Here is a 19673-nt window from a genome sequence, read left to right on the forward strand (position 1 = left end):
TGTAGAAGTACTTATAAAGTTCTCGCAACTTCCGTTACTTCAAACACTTCTAACTGATCACCTTCTTTAATATCGTTGTAGTTTTTAAGTGATAAACCACACTCAAGACCAGCACGAACTTCTTTTGCATCGTCTTTGAAACGTTTTAAAGAATCCAGCTCACCAGTCCATACAACCACATTATTACGTAGCAATCTAGCCTTAGACGTTCTCTTAACAACGCCGTCTACCACTAAACAACCAGCAATAGAACCAATCTTCGAAACAACAAACACTTGACGAATTTCGACCAAACCAGTTACTTCTTCTTTCTTATCTGGCGTTAACATACCGCTCATCGCAGCTTTTACTTCGTCTACAGCATCATAAATAATATTGTAATAACGAATATCAACACCATTGGCTTCAGCTAATTTTCTAGCTAAGGCATCAGCTCTGGAATTAAATCCAATCACAACTGCTTTAGAGGCGACAGCTAAATTAATATCGGTCTCAGTAATACCACCAACTGCAGCATGCACGATTTGAACTCGAACCTCTGGCGTAGAAAGTTTCATCAAGGATTGAGATAAAGCTTCTTGTGAACCTTGGACGTCTGCTTTGATAATAATTGGCAAGTACTTCGTTGCAACACTACCTTCACCGACGTTCTCAAACATATTTTCAAGCTTGACTGCTTGCTGTTTAGCCAGCTTGACGTCACGGAATTTACCCTGACGGAACAAAGCAATTTCTCTGGCTTTTCTTTCATCAGCCACGACCAATACATCTTCACCAGCTGCAGGAACTTCCGACAAACCTTGTATTTCAACTGGGATGGATGGGCCTGCCTCAGAACATGGCTTACCATTTTCATCTAACATTGCACGAACACGACCGAAGGACTGTCCAACTAACAACATGTCACCGCGCTTTAAAGTGCCTGATTGAACTAAGATGGTTGCAACTGGACCTTTACCCTTGTCTAACCTTGCTTCAATAACGAGACCTTTTGCAGGCGCATCGACGGGAGCTTTTAATTCTAGAACTTCGGCTTGTAATAAAACGTTTTCTAATAATTCATCAATACCTAAACCAGTTTTTGCAGATACAGAAATAAAAGGTGCATCACCACCATACTCTTCTGGAACCACTTGCTCAGCTACTAACTCTTGTTTAACGCGGTCAGGATTTGACTCAGGTTTATCAATCTTATTAATCGCAACAACAATTGGTACACCGGCAGCTTTCGCATGCGCAATCGCTTCTTTCGTTTGCGGCATTACACCATCATCGGCAGCAACTACTAAAATCACAATATCCGTAGCCTTAGCACCACGGGCTCGCATAGCAGTAAAGGCTTCATGACCCGGAGTATCTAGGAAAGTAATCATTCCTCTCGGTGTCTCCACATGATAAGCACCAATATGCTGAGTAATACCACCGGCTTCACCAGAGGCTACTTTAGACAAACGAATTCTATCAAGTAAAGAAGTTTTTCCGTGGTCAACGTGACCCATTACCGTTACTACGGGTGGTCTGGTCTTTTCTTCAGCAGTATGAGCTTGCTGTCCTAAATCAATTTCTGGATCATCCAATTTGGCTGCAAAGGCTTTATGACCCATTTCTTCAACAATAATCATCGCAGTATCTTGATCTAATACTTGATTAATACTCACCATCTGCCCCATGCCCATGAGTAATTTAATCACTTCACCGGCTTTAACGGACATTTTGTGGGAAAGATCAGCAACTGTAATTGTTTCTGGAATATGAACGTCACGAATTACTGGCTCAGTTGGTGCCACGAAATTTGTCTGAGCATCACTTTGATTAGAGTGTGACTTTTTACGACCACCACCAGCTCGCCAACCACCACCGATGCCACCAGAAGAATCTCCCCTAGTTTTGAGACTAGATTTTTTCTTAGCACCTTCTTCTTGCCAAGTTGATGAGGTTTCAGCGGCTTTAATTAACTTACCAGTAGGCTTTACCACCGCCTTTTTCTTATCATCAGCAGTTTCAGTTTTAACTGGCTTATGAATCGTACCTTTTTTGTCATCAGCAACCGGAGTCGCCGCTACAGGCGCAGGTTGCACAGGTGCTTTTTTAATGCCTGGCGAACTCATCATATTACGAATTGCCAACGCTTCAGCCTCTGCAATGGCTCTACGCTTACGAATTGACTCTAAATCTGCCTCAGAGGTGTCCTTAACTGCCGGTTTGGTAGCTTCTGTTGAAGCATCTTTGGCCATTTTTTTAACCGGTGCAGGACTAAGAGCAGTAACATCTGGGTTAAGGGTTTCATTTTGAATATCAGTTGCAACAACCTCGGAAGGCTTAACTTCTGGTTCCTGAGTGTCAGCTTGAGTTGCTAAGGAGTCAGTAGAAACTAATTTAGCAGCTTCTGACTCATTTTTATCTGATTTTTTTTCAACCGCTTTAGTTGGCTTTTTAACCTGTAAATCATTGACTGCAGAAGCTTCTTTTTCCGCAAGCTCTTGCGCCAATTTTTGCTTAAGCTTTCTAGCTTCATTTGCAGCATGCATTTCTGCTTCTTGAATTTTCAGTAGTTCAGCTTCACGATTTGCTTCAGCTTCCCTAACTAATAAATTTTTCTCTTCTGCCTCAGAAATCGTTGACTGAAAAACTTCAGGCAACTCTTCTTGAATAACGGGCTCTGCCACAACAGGAGTCTCTGGGCTAAGGCCATCTTCATGCTTTACTATGACTCTTTTTTTACGTACTTCAACCTGAACAGTTCTCGTTCTTCCTGCTGAATCAGATTGACGAATTTCACTCGTTTCACGCTTTGTGAGTGTGATTTTTTTTCTTGCAACATCGGCGGTAACAGTGCCATGCGATTTTTGCAAATGCTCTAGTAAAACCTGCTTATCATTTTCAGATAAAACATCTGATTCAGCATTTTTAGAAACACCAGCAGCACGCAATTGTTCCAGTAAATTGTCGGTCGAACGTTTTAGCTCTTCAGCCAATGTCTTTACAGTTGTGGTCGCCATGCGATCCCTTCATTTTTAATTAAACCAATGAGCACGAGCCTTCATAATGAGTTGCTTTGCGCTTTCCTCATCCATTTGGGTCATCTCAATTAGTTCATCTACGGCCAATTCGGCCAAATCTTCTCTTGTGTTCACCTGATTTGCGATAAGTTTTTCAATCACTTCTTGACTGATTGACTCTACGGAACTCAACTCTTGGGACACAGGCTCTTTACCTTCTTCTGCAGCAATTTCCATTGTGAGAAGCGAGGCTCTTGCTCGTTCTCTTAATTCATTAACCGTATCTTCGTCGAATGCTTCAATTTCAAGCATTTCAGACAATGGAACGTAAGCAACTTCTTCTAAAGTATTGAAGCCTTCTTCAATCAAAATATCCGCTACTTCACTATCCACATCCAACTTATCCATAAAGACTAAGCGAATTTTTCCAACTTCATCTTCTGTCTTTTTCGCGGATTCTTCTGGGGTCATAATGTTAATTTGCCAGCCAGTTAATTCACTTGCTAAGCGGACATTCTGACCACTGCGACCAATCGCGATAGCTAGATTTTCTTCATCTACAACGACGTCCATACTATGCTTTTCATCATCAACAACAATCGTTGTAACGAGTGCCGGAGCCAGTGCGCCAATTACAAATTGAGCTGGATCTTCTGACCATAAAACAATGTCAACTGCTTCACCAGCTACTTCGTTTCTGACAGCTGTAACGCGAGTACCACGTACGCCAACGCATGTGCCAATTGGATCGACCCGTTTATCATGGGTAACTACAGCAATCTTAGCTCTGATGCCAGGATCGCGTGCCGCACCTTTGAGTTCCAAAAGACCTTGCTCAATCTCTGGTACTTCATTTTCAAAAAGTTTCAATAAAAATTCTGGACAAGTACGTGACAACTCTATTTGAGGACCACGTGCCTCACGGTCAACTTTTAGAATATAAGCACGAACACGATCACCGCTTCTCAAGTTTTCCTTCGGAATCATTTGATCACGACGAAGAATTGCTTCAACCCTGCCAGACTCAATAATTAAGCCATTTTTATCATTACGTTTAACGGTTCCGTTCATAATCTTCTCGCCACGTTCTAAGAAGTCATTGAGGATTTGCTCACGTTCAGCATCACGAATTCTTTGGAGAATAACCTGTTTAGCGGCTTGTGCACCAATGCGTCCGAACGCTAGTGATTCAATTTGTTCTTCAAGATGTTCACCAACTTCAATATCAGGAATATCTTCTTTTGCTTCAAACAGCAAAGTCTCTTTATCGGGTTCTTGTAATCCCGCCTCATCAGGCACTACTAACCAACGACGAAATGTTTCGTATTCACCAGTTTGCGTATCAATCGCTACACGAATATCAACATCTTTACCTTCATTGGCAAATAATTTTTTAGTAGCTGAAGACAACGCCATTTCTAACGCTTCGAAAACTACTGTACGGTCTACGTTTTTCTCGTGTGCTAACGCATCAGCTAATATGAGAACGTCACGATTCATGATTTTTTTCCTTTGAAATCTAGAACAGGAACCAGCCTTGCTTTTTCAACTTCAGCTAGTGTGAACTCAAGCATTGCAGATTCACCAGGTTTTGGCTCAATCAACAACCCCCAAACAGCATCCCTAGACTGTGCTTCGCCTTTAATAAGACCCTGCAACACTCCAGAAAAATTCTTACGATTACCCATCGCCACTCTCAGCTTCAAGGTAATTTCCAAACCAGTAAAACGCTCAAAATCCTGAGGAGTTTTAACAATCCGATCAACGCCTGGTGATGAAACTTCTAAACGCTCAAATGCAACATTTTCAACTGCTAAAGTGTAGGTCAGTTGATGACTCACTTTTTCACAATCCCCAACGTTAATTAATTGATTAAAATCTCGGTTTTCAATCGTTACGCGTAGCAAGCCTCTACCCTCTCGCTCAATATCCACGAGAAAATATCCTAAACTCTCAACTACTTCGGTAATGACTAAATTTTGATCCAAAATTTCTACTTAACTCACAGGTTTTTATAATTAATCTCAAAGCGGTCTTAATATGGATTAAGGACTTATTTTGTTTAGTAAAAAAAAATGGGCATATTGCCCATTTTTGTTGAACTTAACTCGCTAAGATCAATAAAACGAAATTATAACGTAATTTACGTATTTCCGCTAGGTTTTCTTCCTCTACCGCCTGAAAATCCTGATTTTGGCTTACCACTAAAGCCTCCACCTGCTGGTTTTTTAGGACCTTTAGGCGATCTTCTCAAGCTCGCGTTACGCAATTCTCCAGGTGATGGGGCAAATCCATGTTCGTGAGAAACCTTCATGGAGCTGCCTGGTTTCCCATTTCGACCAGGTTTCTTTCCTGCTGAATTCTTCGTTTGACCATTTCCAGAGCCATTAGAGGAGTTGGTTTTATATTGAGAAATCCCTGTATGGTTATCAGCCATTCTTAGAGCTTCTCTTGATCCCCAATAAGATACTGAAGTTTGCATCGGATCAGGTTGATCCTGATTTGATGATCCCCGGTTCGGTCTAGATTGATTAGATGTGCTGGATCCCTGAAAATTTTGCGGGACTTTTAGTCCTGCCGCTTTCATTAATTGAGCAACCTGATCAACTGGCACCTCCTCGAATTTCCCTCTTCTTAATCTAGGGGGCAACACGAAAATACCATACCGAGTTCTGATTAACCTGGAAACAATATGACCAACAGCTTCAAACATACGGCGAACTTCACGGTTACGCCCCTCCGTCAAGGCTACGTGATACCAACGGTTCGCACCCTCGCCACCGCCATCACTAATCCTTAAAAACTTAGCCATCCCATCATCTAAACTAATTCCATTTTTCAAATGACTTAATTGCTCGTGTTCCAACTCCCCCAGAATTCGTACCGCATAATCTCGCTCGATACCATATCGTGGGTGCATCAATCGATTAGCTAGTTCACCTGATGTGGTGAACAACAGCAAACCCTCGGTATTGAAGTCTAAACGACCTACCGCAATCCAACGCCCACCCTTTGGTTTTGGTAAGCGATCAAACACGGATGGACGCCCCTCTGGATCAGCCTGACTCACAATTTCTCCTGCAGGCTTGTGGTACATCAGCACCCTTGGTGGTTTTGTAGCTAGCTTACGATGTACTGCCTTACCGTTAATTCTGACTTGATCAGTTGGCCCAATTCTTTGACCAATATGTGCAGGCATACTGTTAACAGAAACTCGCCCCTGAATAATGAGGTCTTCCATTTCGCGTCTTGAACCCATTCCCGCGTCAGCAAGAACTTTATGTAATTTAACAGTATCTTCATCATCCGCGTCATCATCTAAACCATCTAGATCAGACCAAACTTCATCTCGTAAAGACATTGGCAAATCATCAAGATTAGAAAATTGATATTGATTATTGCCTACCCCTTCTGGGAACTCTTGAGATGAATCGTCATTGCCATCTTGGTCATCATGATGACGATCATTCTTCTCAGCATTCTCGAGTGCTTGCAAACTCCTATCAACAATTGCATTCTGTGATAACTCACCATCATGTGACGATCCATTAGCAGGTTCTTGCGGGGATAACTCGGGAGTATCTAATAGTGCATCAAACTCTCCTGACACAACTTTTGCAAACAGTTCCTGACTTTGCGTATTTAATGGATTTCCCGAAGAAGATTGTTTAGGCCTAGAATCATTATTTACTCTTTGCCCGCCCTTAGCCCCTTTACTACCTCTTGAATTACGATCTCGTGATTGATTAGACCTTGGTTGATTACGATTTCTCGGATTAGGATTTACTCCTCCTTGAGTTAAATCAGCTTGTCCTTCTATACTTTGCGAAGGACTCTCATTCGAAACCCCTTCCGCATGGGTTGAGGAATTTTCAGAGCTATGAGAATGTTCTGCTGGTGAAACTGAAGGATCAGCCGAAGCGCTATTGTCCGAGCGACGATTTGATTTCAATCTGAATTTTGGATTTCTAGAGCGCCTTTGTTTTGGCTTCATTTCAGCATTTAATTCACTGGATTCAGATGCTGTCGAATTATTTTGGGAGTGGGACTCTTTTCCCTCGGTACTATCTTGATTAATTACTTTGTCCACTTTATCTGCTGTACCTGCCAGATCATTCTTTTCATGTTCATTCATTATTTTTTATTTCAGTTATGCTACTTAAGTTTTCTTCCTCAATGCTTATATCGGAAGAAGTTATCTCATTCACCGGAGCGGTACTTTCCAATGATTCGGGGTTAATCACTTCTTGAAAATCAACGGGCGTATTTTCTGTTTCTGAATTGTCGCCCGTTGCTAACTCTTCAAAATTAATTACTTGTTGGGCAATATCTGCCACGGGCGTTCCATCATCCAATGCTGGTAAATATTTCAAACCTGAAATTGCCATGTCATCCAAAAATTGTTTGGTCGTAGCAAATAAACCTGGTCTACCAACAGTATCTTTATGTCCAATTACCTCAATCCAATTCCGGTCCTCGAGTTGTCGAATGATTTGGGAACTCACTGCAACCCCACGGATTTCTTCAATTTCACCGCGTGTAACAGGTTGACGGTAGGCAATAATAGCTAAAGTCTCCATTACAGCTCTGGAATATTTAGGCGGTTTTTCAAAATTTAATCGATCTAAATACTCACGCATTGAGAGCCTGCTTTGAAATCTCCATCCGGTTCCAGCTTGAACTAACTCAAGGCCTTTTTCAGACCAATCATTTTGTAATTGATGAATCCAAACAATAATGTTTTCAGGAGTAACTTCATCACCATATAAACGACCTAATTCATTTAAGGATAGTGGTTCTGTTGAACACAATAGAGCAGTCTCAAGGACTAACTTGTAATGGTTTTCAATCATGATATTTCGCAATAATAATTGCTATTAATAAACTTTCAATGGTAATTAGCAAGAAATTTCAATTAGCAATCAATGCTAAATTTTTACTTTTAATTTTGCTTTAAGTGTCATCAGAAGAACTATCTCTGAAATTCAAAAGATGTATCTCTCTAAGAATAACGCAATTATATATCGAATTTACTCTAAGCCAAGCAAAATCCACTTTCTAAAGATTTAAAGTGAAGAAGTATGCTCTTTCACCATTAATTGCGATAATACACTGTTAACTAGAATATTAAGAATTTACTTTCCAATGAAGTCCCCAAAACCAAGCTTTTTTAACCACCCCCAAATACTCAAGTTTTTCAGTGTTGCAAGCTTGATAATCAGCTTATCTGCTTGTCAAACTCCGCCACCCCCACCTTCATCTAGTATCTCAAGTGTTCCAGTAAGAAAACCCCCGGTTATCGGCATAGCTTTAGGGGGCGGTGCAGCTAGGGGCTTTGCCCATATTGGCGTCTTAAAGGTCTTAGAAGCAAATCAGATCAAACCTGATTTAATTGTGGGTACTAGTGCTGGCAGTGTTATTGCCTCAGTTTATGCAACTGGAATTTCCGCAAGCGAACTTCAGCGGATTGCGATTAACCTCGATGAAGCTAGCATTACTGATTGGGCTAACCCATTTTCGAATAAATTTGGTGGCGTTATAAAAGGGGATGCGCTACAAAATCATGTTAATAAATTAGTAAAAAATAAACCCATTGACCAAATGGAAATCCCCCTCGGAATTGTTGCTACCGATTTAAAAACGGGCGATGCTATCCTGTTTCGTAGAGGTGATACAGGCCAAGCAGTAAGGGCTTCGAGTTCGGTGCCTGGTGTTTTTTCTCCAACCCGTATCTCGAATCGAGAATATGTAGATGGTGGACTCTCATCTCCAGTACCCATTCGTTTTACTAAACAAATGGGCGCAGATATTGTGATTGCAGTTAATATTTCTTCAGAGCCTGCAGATCAAGATATTAGTGGCACGTTAGGCGTACTTCTTCAAACAACGACCATTATGGGAAGAAATATCAGTTTATTCGAAATGCCACTCGCTGATATAGTCGTTGTTCCTAAGTTAAGCTCAATGAAAGGTACGGATTTTAAATCCCGAAATACCGCAATCATTGCAGGGGAAGAAGCAATGCAACAACAAATGGACTTACTGAAGAAAAAAATAGACGAGTATTACCGTAATTTCAGATAATTATTGAGAAAGTAAGGTTTCTTTAGGAAACTTCGATTCATTCACTCTTCTGGCACCGTCGAAGCGCATATCCCAATAAACGGAAGTCATATCATCGACCCTGACACCTGAACCTCTAGCTGGTGAATGAATAAATTTATTCTCACCAACATAAATACCCACGTGAGAATATTCGCGTTTTAGGGTATTAAAAAAGACTAAATCACCAGGTTTTAAACTTTCTCTTGATACTTGCAGGCCAACCTTACTCATATCATCTGTCGTTTTTACTGGGAACAAAAATCCTAAGTTATCTTTCAAGACATACTTTACAAAAGCACTAGCGTCAAATCCGGTTTGAACTTTGTCACCCCAACGGTAACGAACTCCAATAAGGTTCATGGCATTGTTAATGAGGGAAGAAGAACTCTCTGAAAGTTGAGTGGTTACCTTACCGTAGAAATTAGGCTTTACAGGAGCAGCTACTGAAGTGTTTGAGGATGTATTTGTTGGTGCATTACTTGAATTCAATACAGTACTATTTCCAATTGAATTTGGAGCTGATAATTGGTTATCTTCAATACTTTGAGCAAAACCTACTGATGATAGCAATGCAGTAGCTATCAATGCAGCTTGTAGTGATTTGTTGGTAAGTGTTTGAAATTTCATGATAACTTTATTGAGTATTATTAGATTTTATGTCTTTTAACATTTTAGACACCTTTACACAAAATTTCAAGGGCTTATTTGACCCTAGGGCTTATACGATTTTAGTGAAGATTATCAAAATGCTGCGTTAATTAAGTTTTTAGTATATGCGTGTTGAGGATGGGAAATAACCAGTTGTGTATCACCTTGTTCAATAATTGCACCATTTTGAAGCACCATTAAGCGATGTGACATTGCTTGTACTACTGCAAGATCGTGGGTAATTAAAACATAAGCTAAGTTAAATTTATGTTGTAAATCAGTTAACAAACTCAATACTTGTTTTTGAATAGTGACATCTAGAGCCGAAGTCGGTTCATCCAGAATTAAAATTTCAGGTTTTAAGATAAGGGCCCGAGCAATGGCAATTCGTTGTCGTTGTCCGCCGGAAAATTCATGCGGATATCGATCTGCAGAACTCTTTTCTAAACCTACCTCTAAAAGAACATCTGTCACCATTTGATCAATTTGACCGGGGCTTAAATTTTTTGCATGTACTGAGAGGCCTTCACCGATAATTTCTCTCACAGACATCCTAGGGGATAAAGAACCAAAAGGATCTTGAAAAATCACTTGCACTTTTGCCCTTAAAGGTCTTCGTTGATAATCTGTGAGACTTAACCAAGGCTTACCAAAAACATCGACCGAGCCTTTTACTTTGGCAAAAATACCGGGGGACAAACCAAGTAAGGCCATGCCTAAGGTAGTTTTACCCGAACCAGACTCACCAATTACACCAATTGTTTCACCCTGCCTTAAATTGAAGGAAACTTCGTTTAACACATACTTTAAACTCGGTGGACTGAATACTTTTTTAAATTGGTCCCAACCTACTCTAGGAATGGGATAGGTAACCGATATTTCATCGACTTTTAAAATTTCCGTAGCCAAAGGCACAATCGGTAAGAGTTTGTTTTCGGGGCGACTATTGATAAGAGTTTGTGTATAAGGCAACTGCGGATTCTCAAAAATCTCCTGCACAGTTCCTCGCTCGACGATTTTTCCTTGATACATCACAGCAACATCTTGAGCAAATTTTTTGACTAAATGTAAGTCATGTGTAATCAACAAGACTGACATGCCTTGACCATCTGGATCATTTTGTAACTCTAAAATCAAATTGAGAATCTGTTGACGTAAATTAACATCCAAGGCAGTAGTTGGTTCATCTGCTATGAGTAATTTCGGTTTGGTAGACAATGCCATTGCAATCATGACGCGTTGTCTTTGCCCACCAGACAGTTGATGCGGATAAACCTTTAATTTATTTCTGGCATCTGGCAATCCCACTTTCTCAAGCATTTGTAATGCACGGTCGAGACATTGAGATTTAGTCCAAGTAACTTCGTGGATGGCTACCGTTTCAGCAATTTGATTACCCACCGTAAACAATGGATTAAGAGCCGTCATGGGCTCTTGAAATATCATCGCAATCTCACGCCCACGAATCCGACGAATTTCTTGATTGCTCAAACTCAACAGATTTTTGCCATTCCACAGAATTTCACCTTGAATCTGAGCAGTCTCTGGCAACAAACCTAAAATGGAAAGTGCTGTAATCGATTTTCCAGAGCCAGATTCCCCAACAATTGCAAGTCGACGGCCTTGCTGGAGATCAAAACTAATATTGTTGACCACATTCTTTTCTTTGCGACCATCGCTAAATCCAATACTCAACCCTTGAATACTCAAGTCATAACTCATGTCTGACTCCCTCTTCTAGGGTCAAAAGCATTACGAAGTCCCTCACCAATAAAAGTTAACAACAAAAGCGTACCCACCAACACAATAAAGGTTGCTAATGAAATCCACCAAGCGTCTAAGTTTGACTTCCCTTGCGACAACAATTCACCAAGGCTAGGAGTATCTGGTGGCACGCCCAAACCCAAAAAATCAAGGCTAGTTAGGGAAAGGATTGCAGCGCTCATTTGAAATGGTAAAAAAGTAATTACTGGAATTAAGCTATTGGGTAGGATATGCTTGCGCATAATTTGAAAATCAGATACGCCAAGTGCTCGCGCAGCACGAACATACTCTAAACTCCGATTTCGGTAGAATTCAACCCGCACATAATCGGACAAGTTAATCCAGCTAAATAAGGATAACAAAATAACCAGTAACCAAATACTTGGACTAAATACTGAAGCAAAAATAATCAATAAATATAATTCGGGAAGCGATCGCCAAACATCGATAATACGCTGTGTAATGAGATCAAACGTACCACCTAAATACCCCATTAATCCGCCTAGCAATACGCCAATTACAACACCAACCAATGTAAGGGCTAAACCAAATAAGACAGAAAGTCTAAAGCCATAAATCAGCCGAGCTAAGACATCACGCCCACGATCATCAGTACCCAACCAGTTATCGCTACTGGGTGCAGCTGGATTAGGTTCTTTGGCAAAATAATTCAGGCTTAAATAATTAAATCCGATCAATGGATAAATTGCCCAATTCCCTTTTTCTGAAAGATTCTTACGAATGATGGGATCATGAAAATCTGTATTGGACTCGAAGTCACCTCCAAAAGCAGTTTCAGGATAGTCTTTAATAATGGGCAAAAAAACTTGCCCTTGATATACAGCAATAATTGGCTTGTCATTTGCCACTAGTTCTGCACATAAACTTACCGTAAATATAACCAAAAAAATCCAAAAACTGCTATAGCCTAGTCGATTTTTTTTAAATCGTTTCCATGCAGTATTTCTTTTTGAAGCGTTTGTAATAGTCACCATCGCTTAATTCCCCCCAGCATCGAATTGAATACGTGGATCAACTAAAACGTAAGCGACATCTGAAATCAACTTGGTAACTAGGCCGATTAAGGTAAATATATATAAAGTCCCCAAGACAACTGGATAATCCCTTCTTAAAACTGCTTCAAAAGACATCAATCCAAGTCCGTCGAGTGAAAATAAGGTTTCGATTAATAAAGAGCCAGCAAAAAAAGCACCAATAAAAGCAGCAGGAAAACCAGTTACTAAAGGAATCATTGCATTCCGAAAAATATGCTTCCAAAGTACCTGCTGTTCTGATAGGCCTTTGGCCCTTGCTGTAATGACATACTGTTTACGAATTTCTTCAATAAACGAATTTTTTGTTAGCATCGTAATCACCGCAAAGCTACCCAAAACTGAGGCCGTTATGGGGAGTACGAGATGCCAAACGTAATCAACAATTTTTGCACTCCACGAAAGATTTTCCCATTGATCCGAAACCAAACCTCGAAGCGGAAAGAGTTGCCAGAAACTCCCACCACCAAACAAAACTAACAAAACAATCCCCATCACAAAACCCGGAATCGCATAACCAATTAATATAAAAATACTCGAAGTGGTATCAAATCGACTACCATCACGAACCGCCTTCATGATGCCTAAAGGCACTGAAATCAAATAAGTGATAAAAAATGTCCACAGGCCGATGCTAATCGAGACAGGTAGTTTTGAAACCACTAAGCTCCATACACTTTGATGTTGATAATAACTATCCCCTAAATCAAAGGTTGCAAGGCGCTTTAACATATCAAAGTATCTCTCAATTGGTGGCTTATCGAAGCCATAAAGTGCTTTAATTTCTGCTAGATTTTTTTCATCAATGCCTTGCCGACCTCGATAATTACTGCCAGCGCCGGTTGCTTCTCCAGCCCCAACACCAGCCCCGCCACGCCCTTTTAACTCCAGCACCATTTGTTCAACTGGTCCACCAGGAACAAACTGTACGACAGCAAAAGTTAATGTCATGACACCAATTAAGGTCGGAATCATTAATAAAAGACGTTTAAAAATATAGGGTAATAATCCGTGTTGCATTATTTAGCTTCCTGAGTATCTGATTTTCTCCACCAATTGGTAAGGATCCACCACTCAGCAGTGTAATAAAGTGGCGGAGGAGGAAAACCCAACTGGGTACTATAAGCTACGCGATGGGTTGGGTTATACCAATGGGGTATCACAAAATATTGATGAATTAATAACCGATCTAAAGCTCTAGATGCAGAATACAGTTTTTCAGGAGTAGATGCATTCGTAATTTCAGCGATTAATTGATCCACCGCTTTTAGTCTCACACCAATATGGTTGTCTGAACCATTTTGATCTGCCGCCAAACTTCCAAATCGATCCAATAATTCATTACCGGGACTTTGGCTATCCATGTATCGAATGGTCGTCATGTCAAAGTCATGCTGATCAAGGCGTTTTTGATAAAGAGCAAAATCGGTAGTTCTTACATTTGCTTTAATTCCCAATTTTTCTAAATTACGCACATATGCAGACAAAATACGGAGTAAAAATGGGCTATCTTCCAACATTTCAAATTCAAAGATCTCGCCCTTTGCATTTCGAAGTGCACCATCTTTATAGTTCCACCCAGCTTGTGCTAACAAATCTCTAGCTTTTAATAAGTTACCACGCAATGAATTTGGTGGAGTTGTACTATTTGCTGAAGGCATTGGACCAAAAACAGTCTCAGGAATTTCATTCGGGAACCGACTTTTCAGTCTTTGTAACAGAGCAAGCTCTTCGCCCTTAGGCAAACTATTAGTTTCATAACTGGCACCAAGTAGTGAGTTAGAAAAATAACTGTCTAAACGGCGATATTGGTTGTAAAAAATCTGTCGATTTAACCACTCAAAATCTAAGGCCAAGCCCAATGCTTGACGTACTCTTGGATCTTTAAAAATCTCACGTCTAGTATTCATTGCAAAACCTTGCATACCAGCACCGTTATGATGAACAAAATCTTCTTTTTTTAACTGACCATTTTTAAACTGAGAACCCACATAGCTTTTTGCCCACAATTTAGCTCGGTACTCAACAATGGCATCAAACTCACCCGCTTTAAAAGCCTCGAGTCGAACAGTATCATCACTGAACAACTTGTAAACAATCCGTTCAAAATTATTACTACCAACTCGAACGTTAATATGGTTACCCCAGTAATTTGGGTTCTTTTTAAAAACAATGTTGCGTCCCATTTGATAAGAATCAATTACATAAGGACCGCTTCCAATCGGCATTTCAAATGCCAAATCATCAAAACTTATTTTTTTCCCGTCAGCTTTTTGTCCCCATTTGGGCGAGAAGATGGGCATCGTGCCAACCAATAAAGGTGCTTGACCATTTTTTTCATGAAAATCAAAACGAATTTGATGGTCATCTAGAACTACCGCTTGCTTCACATCTGCGTAAACAGTTCGAAATTGTGGATGTGCTTTTTTACTCATCAAGGTATCAAAGCTATATTTGACATCACTAGCTAAGATAGGGCTACCATCACTAAACTTTGCCTCAGGACGCAAGTGAAAAGTCATCGATAAGTGGTCTGGAGCCACTACCATGTCATCGGCAATCAAGCCATAAATACTTGAAGTCTCATCTGAACTACCAATTGCTAAAGACTCAAACATTAAACCAGCAACTCCCGGGGCAGCGACCCCCCTTAAAGTAAATGGATTAAATTTATCAAAGCTGGTACGCCGGTCGGGGTTGGCTAAAGTTAATGTTCCACCTTGGGGAGCATTCGGATTGACAAAATCGAAGTACTTGAAATCCTTTGGATATTTCGGACTACCATATTGGGCAAATGCATGCGAGCCCCAACTATTCAGAGGCTGACAGAAAAAAAGGAATAAAATTAGGATGATTCTCATTCGATAGCTAACATTCAAATCACAATTTCAAGATATTGATATGTAACAATTGTAATGAGGACAAAAAAGTTTTGCCTTTTTTGTTCATTTAATACCTTATTTGAGGAAATATACATGGGGTTTCTTACCGGAAAAAAAATAGTTTTGACTGGCTTATTATCCAATAGGTCTATTGCTTACGGCATTGCCAAAGCTTGTCATCGCGAAGGTGCAGAATTAGCCTTTACATATGTAGGTGATCGTTTTAAAGATCGTATTACAGAATTCGCTCGTGAATTTAATAGTACTTTAATTTTTGATTGCGATGTCAGTAGTGATGAACAAATCGATCAATTATTTAAGGACTTAGCTTCGACATGGCCAAAATTTGACGGCTTAGTACATTCGATAGGCTTTGCGCCAAGAGAAGCGATTGCTGGTGACTTTTTAGATGGTTTATCTCGTGAGTCGTTTCGCATTGCCCATGATATTTCTGCCTACAGTTTTCCGGCAATGGCAAAAGCCGCACTCCCAATGTTAAATCCCAACTCAGCGCTCTTAACTCTCACCTATTTGGGCTCAATGAGAAACGTACCCAACTACAACACAATGGGTTTGGCCAAAGCCTCTCTTGAAGCCAGTGTTCGTTATTTAGCTGGCTCTTTGGGTCCAAAGAGTATTCGTGTGAACGGTATTTCTGCAGGCCCAATTAAAACCTTGGCTGCCTCAGGGATTAAAGGTTTCGGAAAAATACTAGATTTTGTTGAAAAAAATGCTCCACTGCGCAGAAATGTCAGTATCGATGATGTTGGGAATGCAGCCGCATTCTTCATGTCTGACTTAGCAAGCGGTATAACTGGTGAAATCACCTATGTTGATGCAGGCTTTAGTCATGTAGTTGGTGGCATGGATGAAATCTGAACATTAACCGCAGACAATTCAACACAATGGACCAAAATCCAACATCGGTTCAATTCAAGGAAGCGCTGAAATTTTGGTTCAAATTAGGTTTCATCAGTTTTGGAGGACCTGCAGGGCAAATAGCGACGGTTCATCATGAGCTAGTTGAAAAACAACATTGGATCTCCGAAAAGCGATTTTTGCATGCATTAAATTACTGCATGCTTTTACCTGGCCCTGAAGCTTTGCAGTTGGTGATCTATATGGGCTGGTTATTACACCGCACGATTGGCGGCATCATTGCTGGCTTGCTTTTTATTTTGCCAGCACTACTCCTTTTAATCGTTCTATCAATTGTCTATATGACCTTTGGTAGTACCTTGCTTATCAGTGGTATTTTTTTAGGCATCAAACCAGCGGTAACTGCCATTGTTATCCATGCAGGTTATAAAATTGGTAAGCGGATTCTTAAAACGCCATTTCAGTTTGCAATTGCAGCAGGAGCTTTAATGGGTATCTTGATAGGGACTCCTTACCCACTTATTATCTTTACGGCTGGCGCCATGGCATGGATGGCTCATCGTTATTCTCCCAACTGGTTGCTTGTGAGCTCGGCACAACATGGTAGTAAAAATCAATCGGATGATTTTGACGCAATTATTAACGATAGTTCTTTTCAATTAGCCCACACCGAGTTTAATCAACGACGTTTTTTTAAGATTTTATTGGTTTCAATTTTGCTGTGGGTAATACCTTTGGCCATACTGATACAAATATGGGGTATGAGTGGAATTTATACTCAATTAGCCATCTTTTTCTCTAAGGCCGCTCTACTCACCTTTGGTGGTGCCTATGCAGTATTACCCTATGTTTTTCAATCAGCCGTTGAACAATTCCACTGGTTGAGTGCCACGCAAATGATGGATGGTTTAGCGCTTGGTGAAACAACGCCGGGTCCTTTAATTATTGTGGTAGCTTTTGTTGGTTACATTGCCGCTTTTCTAAACAGTGTATTTGTAGAATCGCCGATTTTATCTGGCATTCTAGGCGCCTGCATAGTGAGTTGGTTTATCTTTTTACCCTCTTTTTGTTTTATTTTTTTAGGTGGTCCATTTATTGAATCAACCAGACATGAATTTAAATTAGCGCCCGTCTTGACGGGTATCTCCTGCGCAGTCACTGGGGTGATTACAAGTTTATCGCTATTTTTTATGTACCACACTGTTTTCCCAACTGGAATGGGTAAAGATATCTCATTCTTACAAAGCGGGTTTTCCATGACCCTCATTGTAATGTCAACCATAGCCCTAATACGTTGGCAATTAAGTATTATTCAATTACTTTTAGCCTGTGCAGGTATTGGACTTCTCTGGCAATGGTGCTTGTTCGGAATTTAGATCTATTTTTTTTCTAAGTTAAAACGAACTGTCTCAGTTACACCAGAAGGGCCTGGGAAATTACTCAGTGCAGCACGCGTCAAGAATGGCAAAAGCCCTTTCATATTAGGCTCATCATAGCTAATTGCCTCAGCTCGTCCCTGCCAAATCCGTTGATTAGTTTTTGCATCAATAATGAACAGGCTGAGTTCGTTTGTAAAGAAGTTGTACTTAACCGGGTAATAGTTCGTTTGATAAGAAGTCATCGGTACGCAGTTAGGATTGCCATAAACATCCCTGAGGCAATTCACCCGTGTGTACGGAGTTGTATAAGGTTGCATTCTCTCCCCAACGGAAGCTGGTGAGCTAAGTCTAAAATCAATCAAAAAGTCACTTGGCTCACTCTCTTTTAACCCCAAATAACTTAGCTCGTTCGCAATGACTCTGACAAATTGCTTAAACTCCAAATCCTCGACCTTCTCAACTTCTTTGACCATTGCAAAATGTTGTCCGTTAAAAACGGTAGGAGGAACATTGGTATTTAAGCCAATGGTTGAAGTTGGTGGGTTAACACCTGATGGGGATGGAGGTGGTGCCAATTTAGGAATCGGTAATACGTGATACCGAGTCACTTTCACATCTAAGAAGTTAGCACATCCCGATAGAAGACTAAGGGCTAAGAATAAGACTAGATAGGTAAAAGAATTTTTATTAATCATCATTGTTTCATCTTACCTAAATTATATGAAAATTGCATTAACAGGAAAAATTGTTAATGCAATTTTTAAACTAAGTTAGTAATTTGAATTCAATAAATCATTAAACTTCTGAACGAATTGGATTACGAATAATACCAATTCCAGTTACTTCAGATTCCATAATGTCCCCTGGCTTTAAAAACTCTGGGGGCTTTCTACTAAAACCAACACCAGGTGGAGTGCCGGTGGCAATGATATCTCCAGCTTCTAAGGTCAGGCCACGTGATAGTTCAGCAATAATTCGTGGAATTTTAAAGTACATTTGTGCATAGGTACCATTTTGTTTTTCCACGCCATTGACACGACAAATGAGGCGGGTTTGATTTAAATCAACTGCATCGGCAGTCAAAATCCACGGGCCCATTGGGCCATAGCCATCTAGACTCTTCCCCTTAAACCATTGTCCTCCGTGACGTTTTTGCTGAACTTCCCGCAACGTAGTATCGTTATATACAGAGTAGCCATAAACATAATCCATGGCCTTTTCTTCTGAAATATTTCTTCCCGTTTTACCGATGATCAAAGCCAACTCAACTTCCCAATCTGCCTGAATTGAATTCGTCGCATCAAAGGGAATTGGATCAAACGGCCCGTTCATGGTGTAAACACCTTTGGTGAAGAATACGGGATTTTTGGGGAATTCCTGAATGGCTTTATCTGCTCTTGCCTCACGCCCCTCTTCAAAATGATCTAAGTAATTCCAACCTACTGCGTAAATATTACTTTGTGGTCTTGGAATCGGTGAAAAAAGTTTAACTTGGTTCACGGTGGGACGCATAATGCGCAGACGCATGGCTCGAGACTGTATTTCTTGAATTTGATTCAGTCCTTCATTCCCACGGTGAATCAAGGAAAGCATTGAATAGGGATCAAAGCTGCTTACCATTTTTGAATTTTGCAGTTCCATCGCGATATCGATGACTTGACCATCATTGAGGACCACTCCGATACGAGGTTTTTGGTCTGCAGTTGGCGAAAAAGTAACTAATCTTAATCCCTTAGCGATTTTAGGCACCGCGATATTACTTGTTGCATCTTTTTCAACCAGACCCTGGGCTTGCGAAGCTGGATTAGCTGAACTAAACAAAACCCCGGTAGCTAATGAACTTTTTAATAATCTTCTTCGCTGGGAATTAGGTAAGGCGGTTGCAGCCTCTTCAGAGTCTGAAGCAATCGAAGAGGAATTCAAGTTCTTTTTATGGTCCATCTAAGTCTCCTTATAAAGATGTTA

General features: G+C 40.4%; 15 protein-coding genes. 3 read left to right on the forward strand and 12 right to left on the reverse strand.

Features of this window, described 5'->3' with window-relative positions:
* Positions 1-11: 11 nt before the first annotated feature.
* The 5 genes from infB to scpB form a co-directional block, all read right to left on the reverse strand.
* Entirely contained in the window at positions 12-2999 is a 2988-nt protein-coding gene (infB, locus tag AOC35_RS06190; RefSeq protein WP_108646265.1) for a translation initiation factor IF-2, read from the reverse strand.
* Between the two features lie 15 nt (positions 3000-3014).
* On the reverse strand, positions 3015-4499 hold the full coding sequence (gene nusA, locus AOC35_RS06195; protein WP_108646266.1) for a transcription termination factor NusA: 1485 nt from the start codon (positions 4497-4499) through the stop codon (positions 3015-3017).
* On the reverse strand, positions 4496-4987 hold the full coding sequence (rimP, locus tag AOC35_RS06200; protein WP_108646267.1) for a ribosome maturation factor RimP: 492 nt from the start codon (positions 4985-4987) through the stop codon (positions 4496-4498). The genes nusA and rimP overlap by 4 nt, the downstream gene beginning before the upstream one ends.
* A gap of 155 nt (positions 4988-5142) precedes the next feature.
* Entirely contained in the window at positions 5143-7134 is a 1992-nt protein-coding gene (rluB, locus tag AOC35_RS06205) for a 23S rRNA pseudouridine(2605) synthase RluB (protein ID WP_245898444.1), read from the reverse strand.
* Positions 7127-7852: an SMC-Scp complex subunit ScpB gene (gene scpB, locus AOC35_RS06210; RefSeq protein WP_108646268.1), complete on the reverse strand. Its 726-nt coding sequence runs from the start codon at positions 7850-7852 to the stop codon at positions 7127-7129. The genes rluB and scpB overlap by 8 nt, the downstream gene beginning before the upstream one ends.
* A 292-nt stretch (positions 7853-8144) precedes the next feature.
* Between scpB and AOC35_RS06215 the strand changes: the two genes are divergently transcribed.
* Positions 8145-9083 (forward strand): patatin-like phospholipase family protein, encoded by a 939-nt coding sequence (locus tag AOC35_RS06215; protein ID WP_108646269.1) that lies wholly within the window; start codon positions 8145-8147, stop codon positions 9081-9083.
* Here the strand turns inward: AOC35_RS06215 and AOC35_RS06220 are convergent, their stop codons facing one another.
* The 5 genes from AOC35_RS06220 to AOC35_RS06240 all read right to left on the reverse strand — a co-directional run bounded on the left by AOC35_RS06220 (position 9084) and on the right by AOC35_RS06240 (position 15429).
* Complete coding sequence (locus AOC35_RS06220) at positions 9084-9731, reverse strand: C40 family peptidase (RefSeq protein ID WP_108646270.1); 648 nt, start codon at positions 9729-9731, stop codon at positions 9084-9086.
* 114 nt (positions 9732-9845) lie between these two features.
* Positions 9846-11474, reverse strand: a complete 1629-nt coding sequence (locus AOC35_RS06225; RefSeq protein WP_108646271.1) for an ABC transporter ATP-binding protein — start codon at positions 11472-11474, stop codon at positions 9846-9848.
* Positions 11471-12511 (reverse strand): ABC transporter permease, encoded by a 1041-nt coding sequence (locus tag AOC35_RS06230; RefSeq protein ID WP_108646272.1) that lies wholly within the window; start codon positions 12509-12511, stop codon positions 11471-11473. The genes AOC35_RS06225 and AOC35_RS06230 overlap by 4 nt, the downstream gene beginning before the upstream one ends.
* Positions 12512-12514: 3 nt before the next feature.
* Entirely contained in the window at positions 12515-13588 is a 1074-nt protein-coding gene (locus AOC35_RS06235) for a microcin C ABC transporter permease YejB (protein ID WP_108646273.1), read from the reverse strand.
* Positions 13588-15429, reverse strand: coding sequence for an extracellular solute-binding protein (locus AOC35_RS06240; protein ID WP_108648743.1), 1842 nt, complete (start codon positions 15427-15429; stop codon positions 13588-13590). Before AOC35_RS06240 ends, AOC35_RS06235 begins: the two co-directional genes overlap by 1 nt.
* A gap of 114 nt (positions 15430-15543) precedes the next feature.
* On the opposite strand from AOC35_RS06240, the gene fabI reads away from it, so the two are divergent.
* Both fabI and chrA read left to right on the forward strand, forming a co-directional pair.
* Positions 15544-16329 (forward strand): enoyl-ACP reductase FabI, encoded by a 786-nt coding sequence (gene fabI / locus AOC35_RS06245; protein WP_108646274.1) that lies wholly within the window; start codon positions 15544-15546, stop codon positions 16327-16329.
* A 26-nt stretch (positions 16330-16355) separates the two neighbouring features.
* A complete protein-coding gene (chrA, locus tag AOC35_RS06250) occupies positions 16356-17705 on the forward strand; it encodes a chromate efflux transporter (RefSeq protein WP_108646275.1) in 1350 nt (449 codons plus the stop codon).
* Positions 17706-17707: 2 nt separating this feature from the next.
* On the opposite strand, the gene AOC35_RS06255 is transcribed toward chrA, so the two are convergent.
* Both AOC35_RS06255 and AOC35_RS06260 read right to left on the reverse strand, forming a co-directional pair.
* Positions 17708-18403, reverse strand: coding sequence for a DUF4136 domain-containing protein (locus AOC35_RS06255; RefSeq protein WP_211307487.1), 696 nt, complete (start codon positions 18401-18403; stop codon positions 17708-17710).
* Between the two features lie 100 nt (positions 18404-18503).
* Positions 18504-19649 carry a fumarylacetoacetate hydrolase family protein gene (locus AOC35_RS06260; RefSeq protein WP_108646277.1) on the reverse strand — a complete coding sequence of 382 codons (1146 nt, stop codon included), beginning with the start codon at positions 19647-19649 and terminating at the stop codon, positions 18504-18506.
* Positions 19650-19673 lie beyond the last annotated feature (24 nt).

The sequence above is a fragment of the Polynucleobacter rarus genome (assembly GCF_003072505.1).
Classification (GTDB): domain Bacteria; phylum Pseudomonadota; class Gammaproteobacteria; order Burkholderiales; family Burkholderiaceae; genus Polynucleobacter; species Polynucleobacter rarus.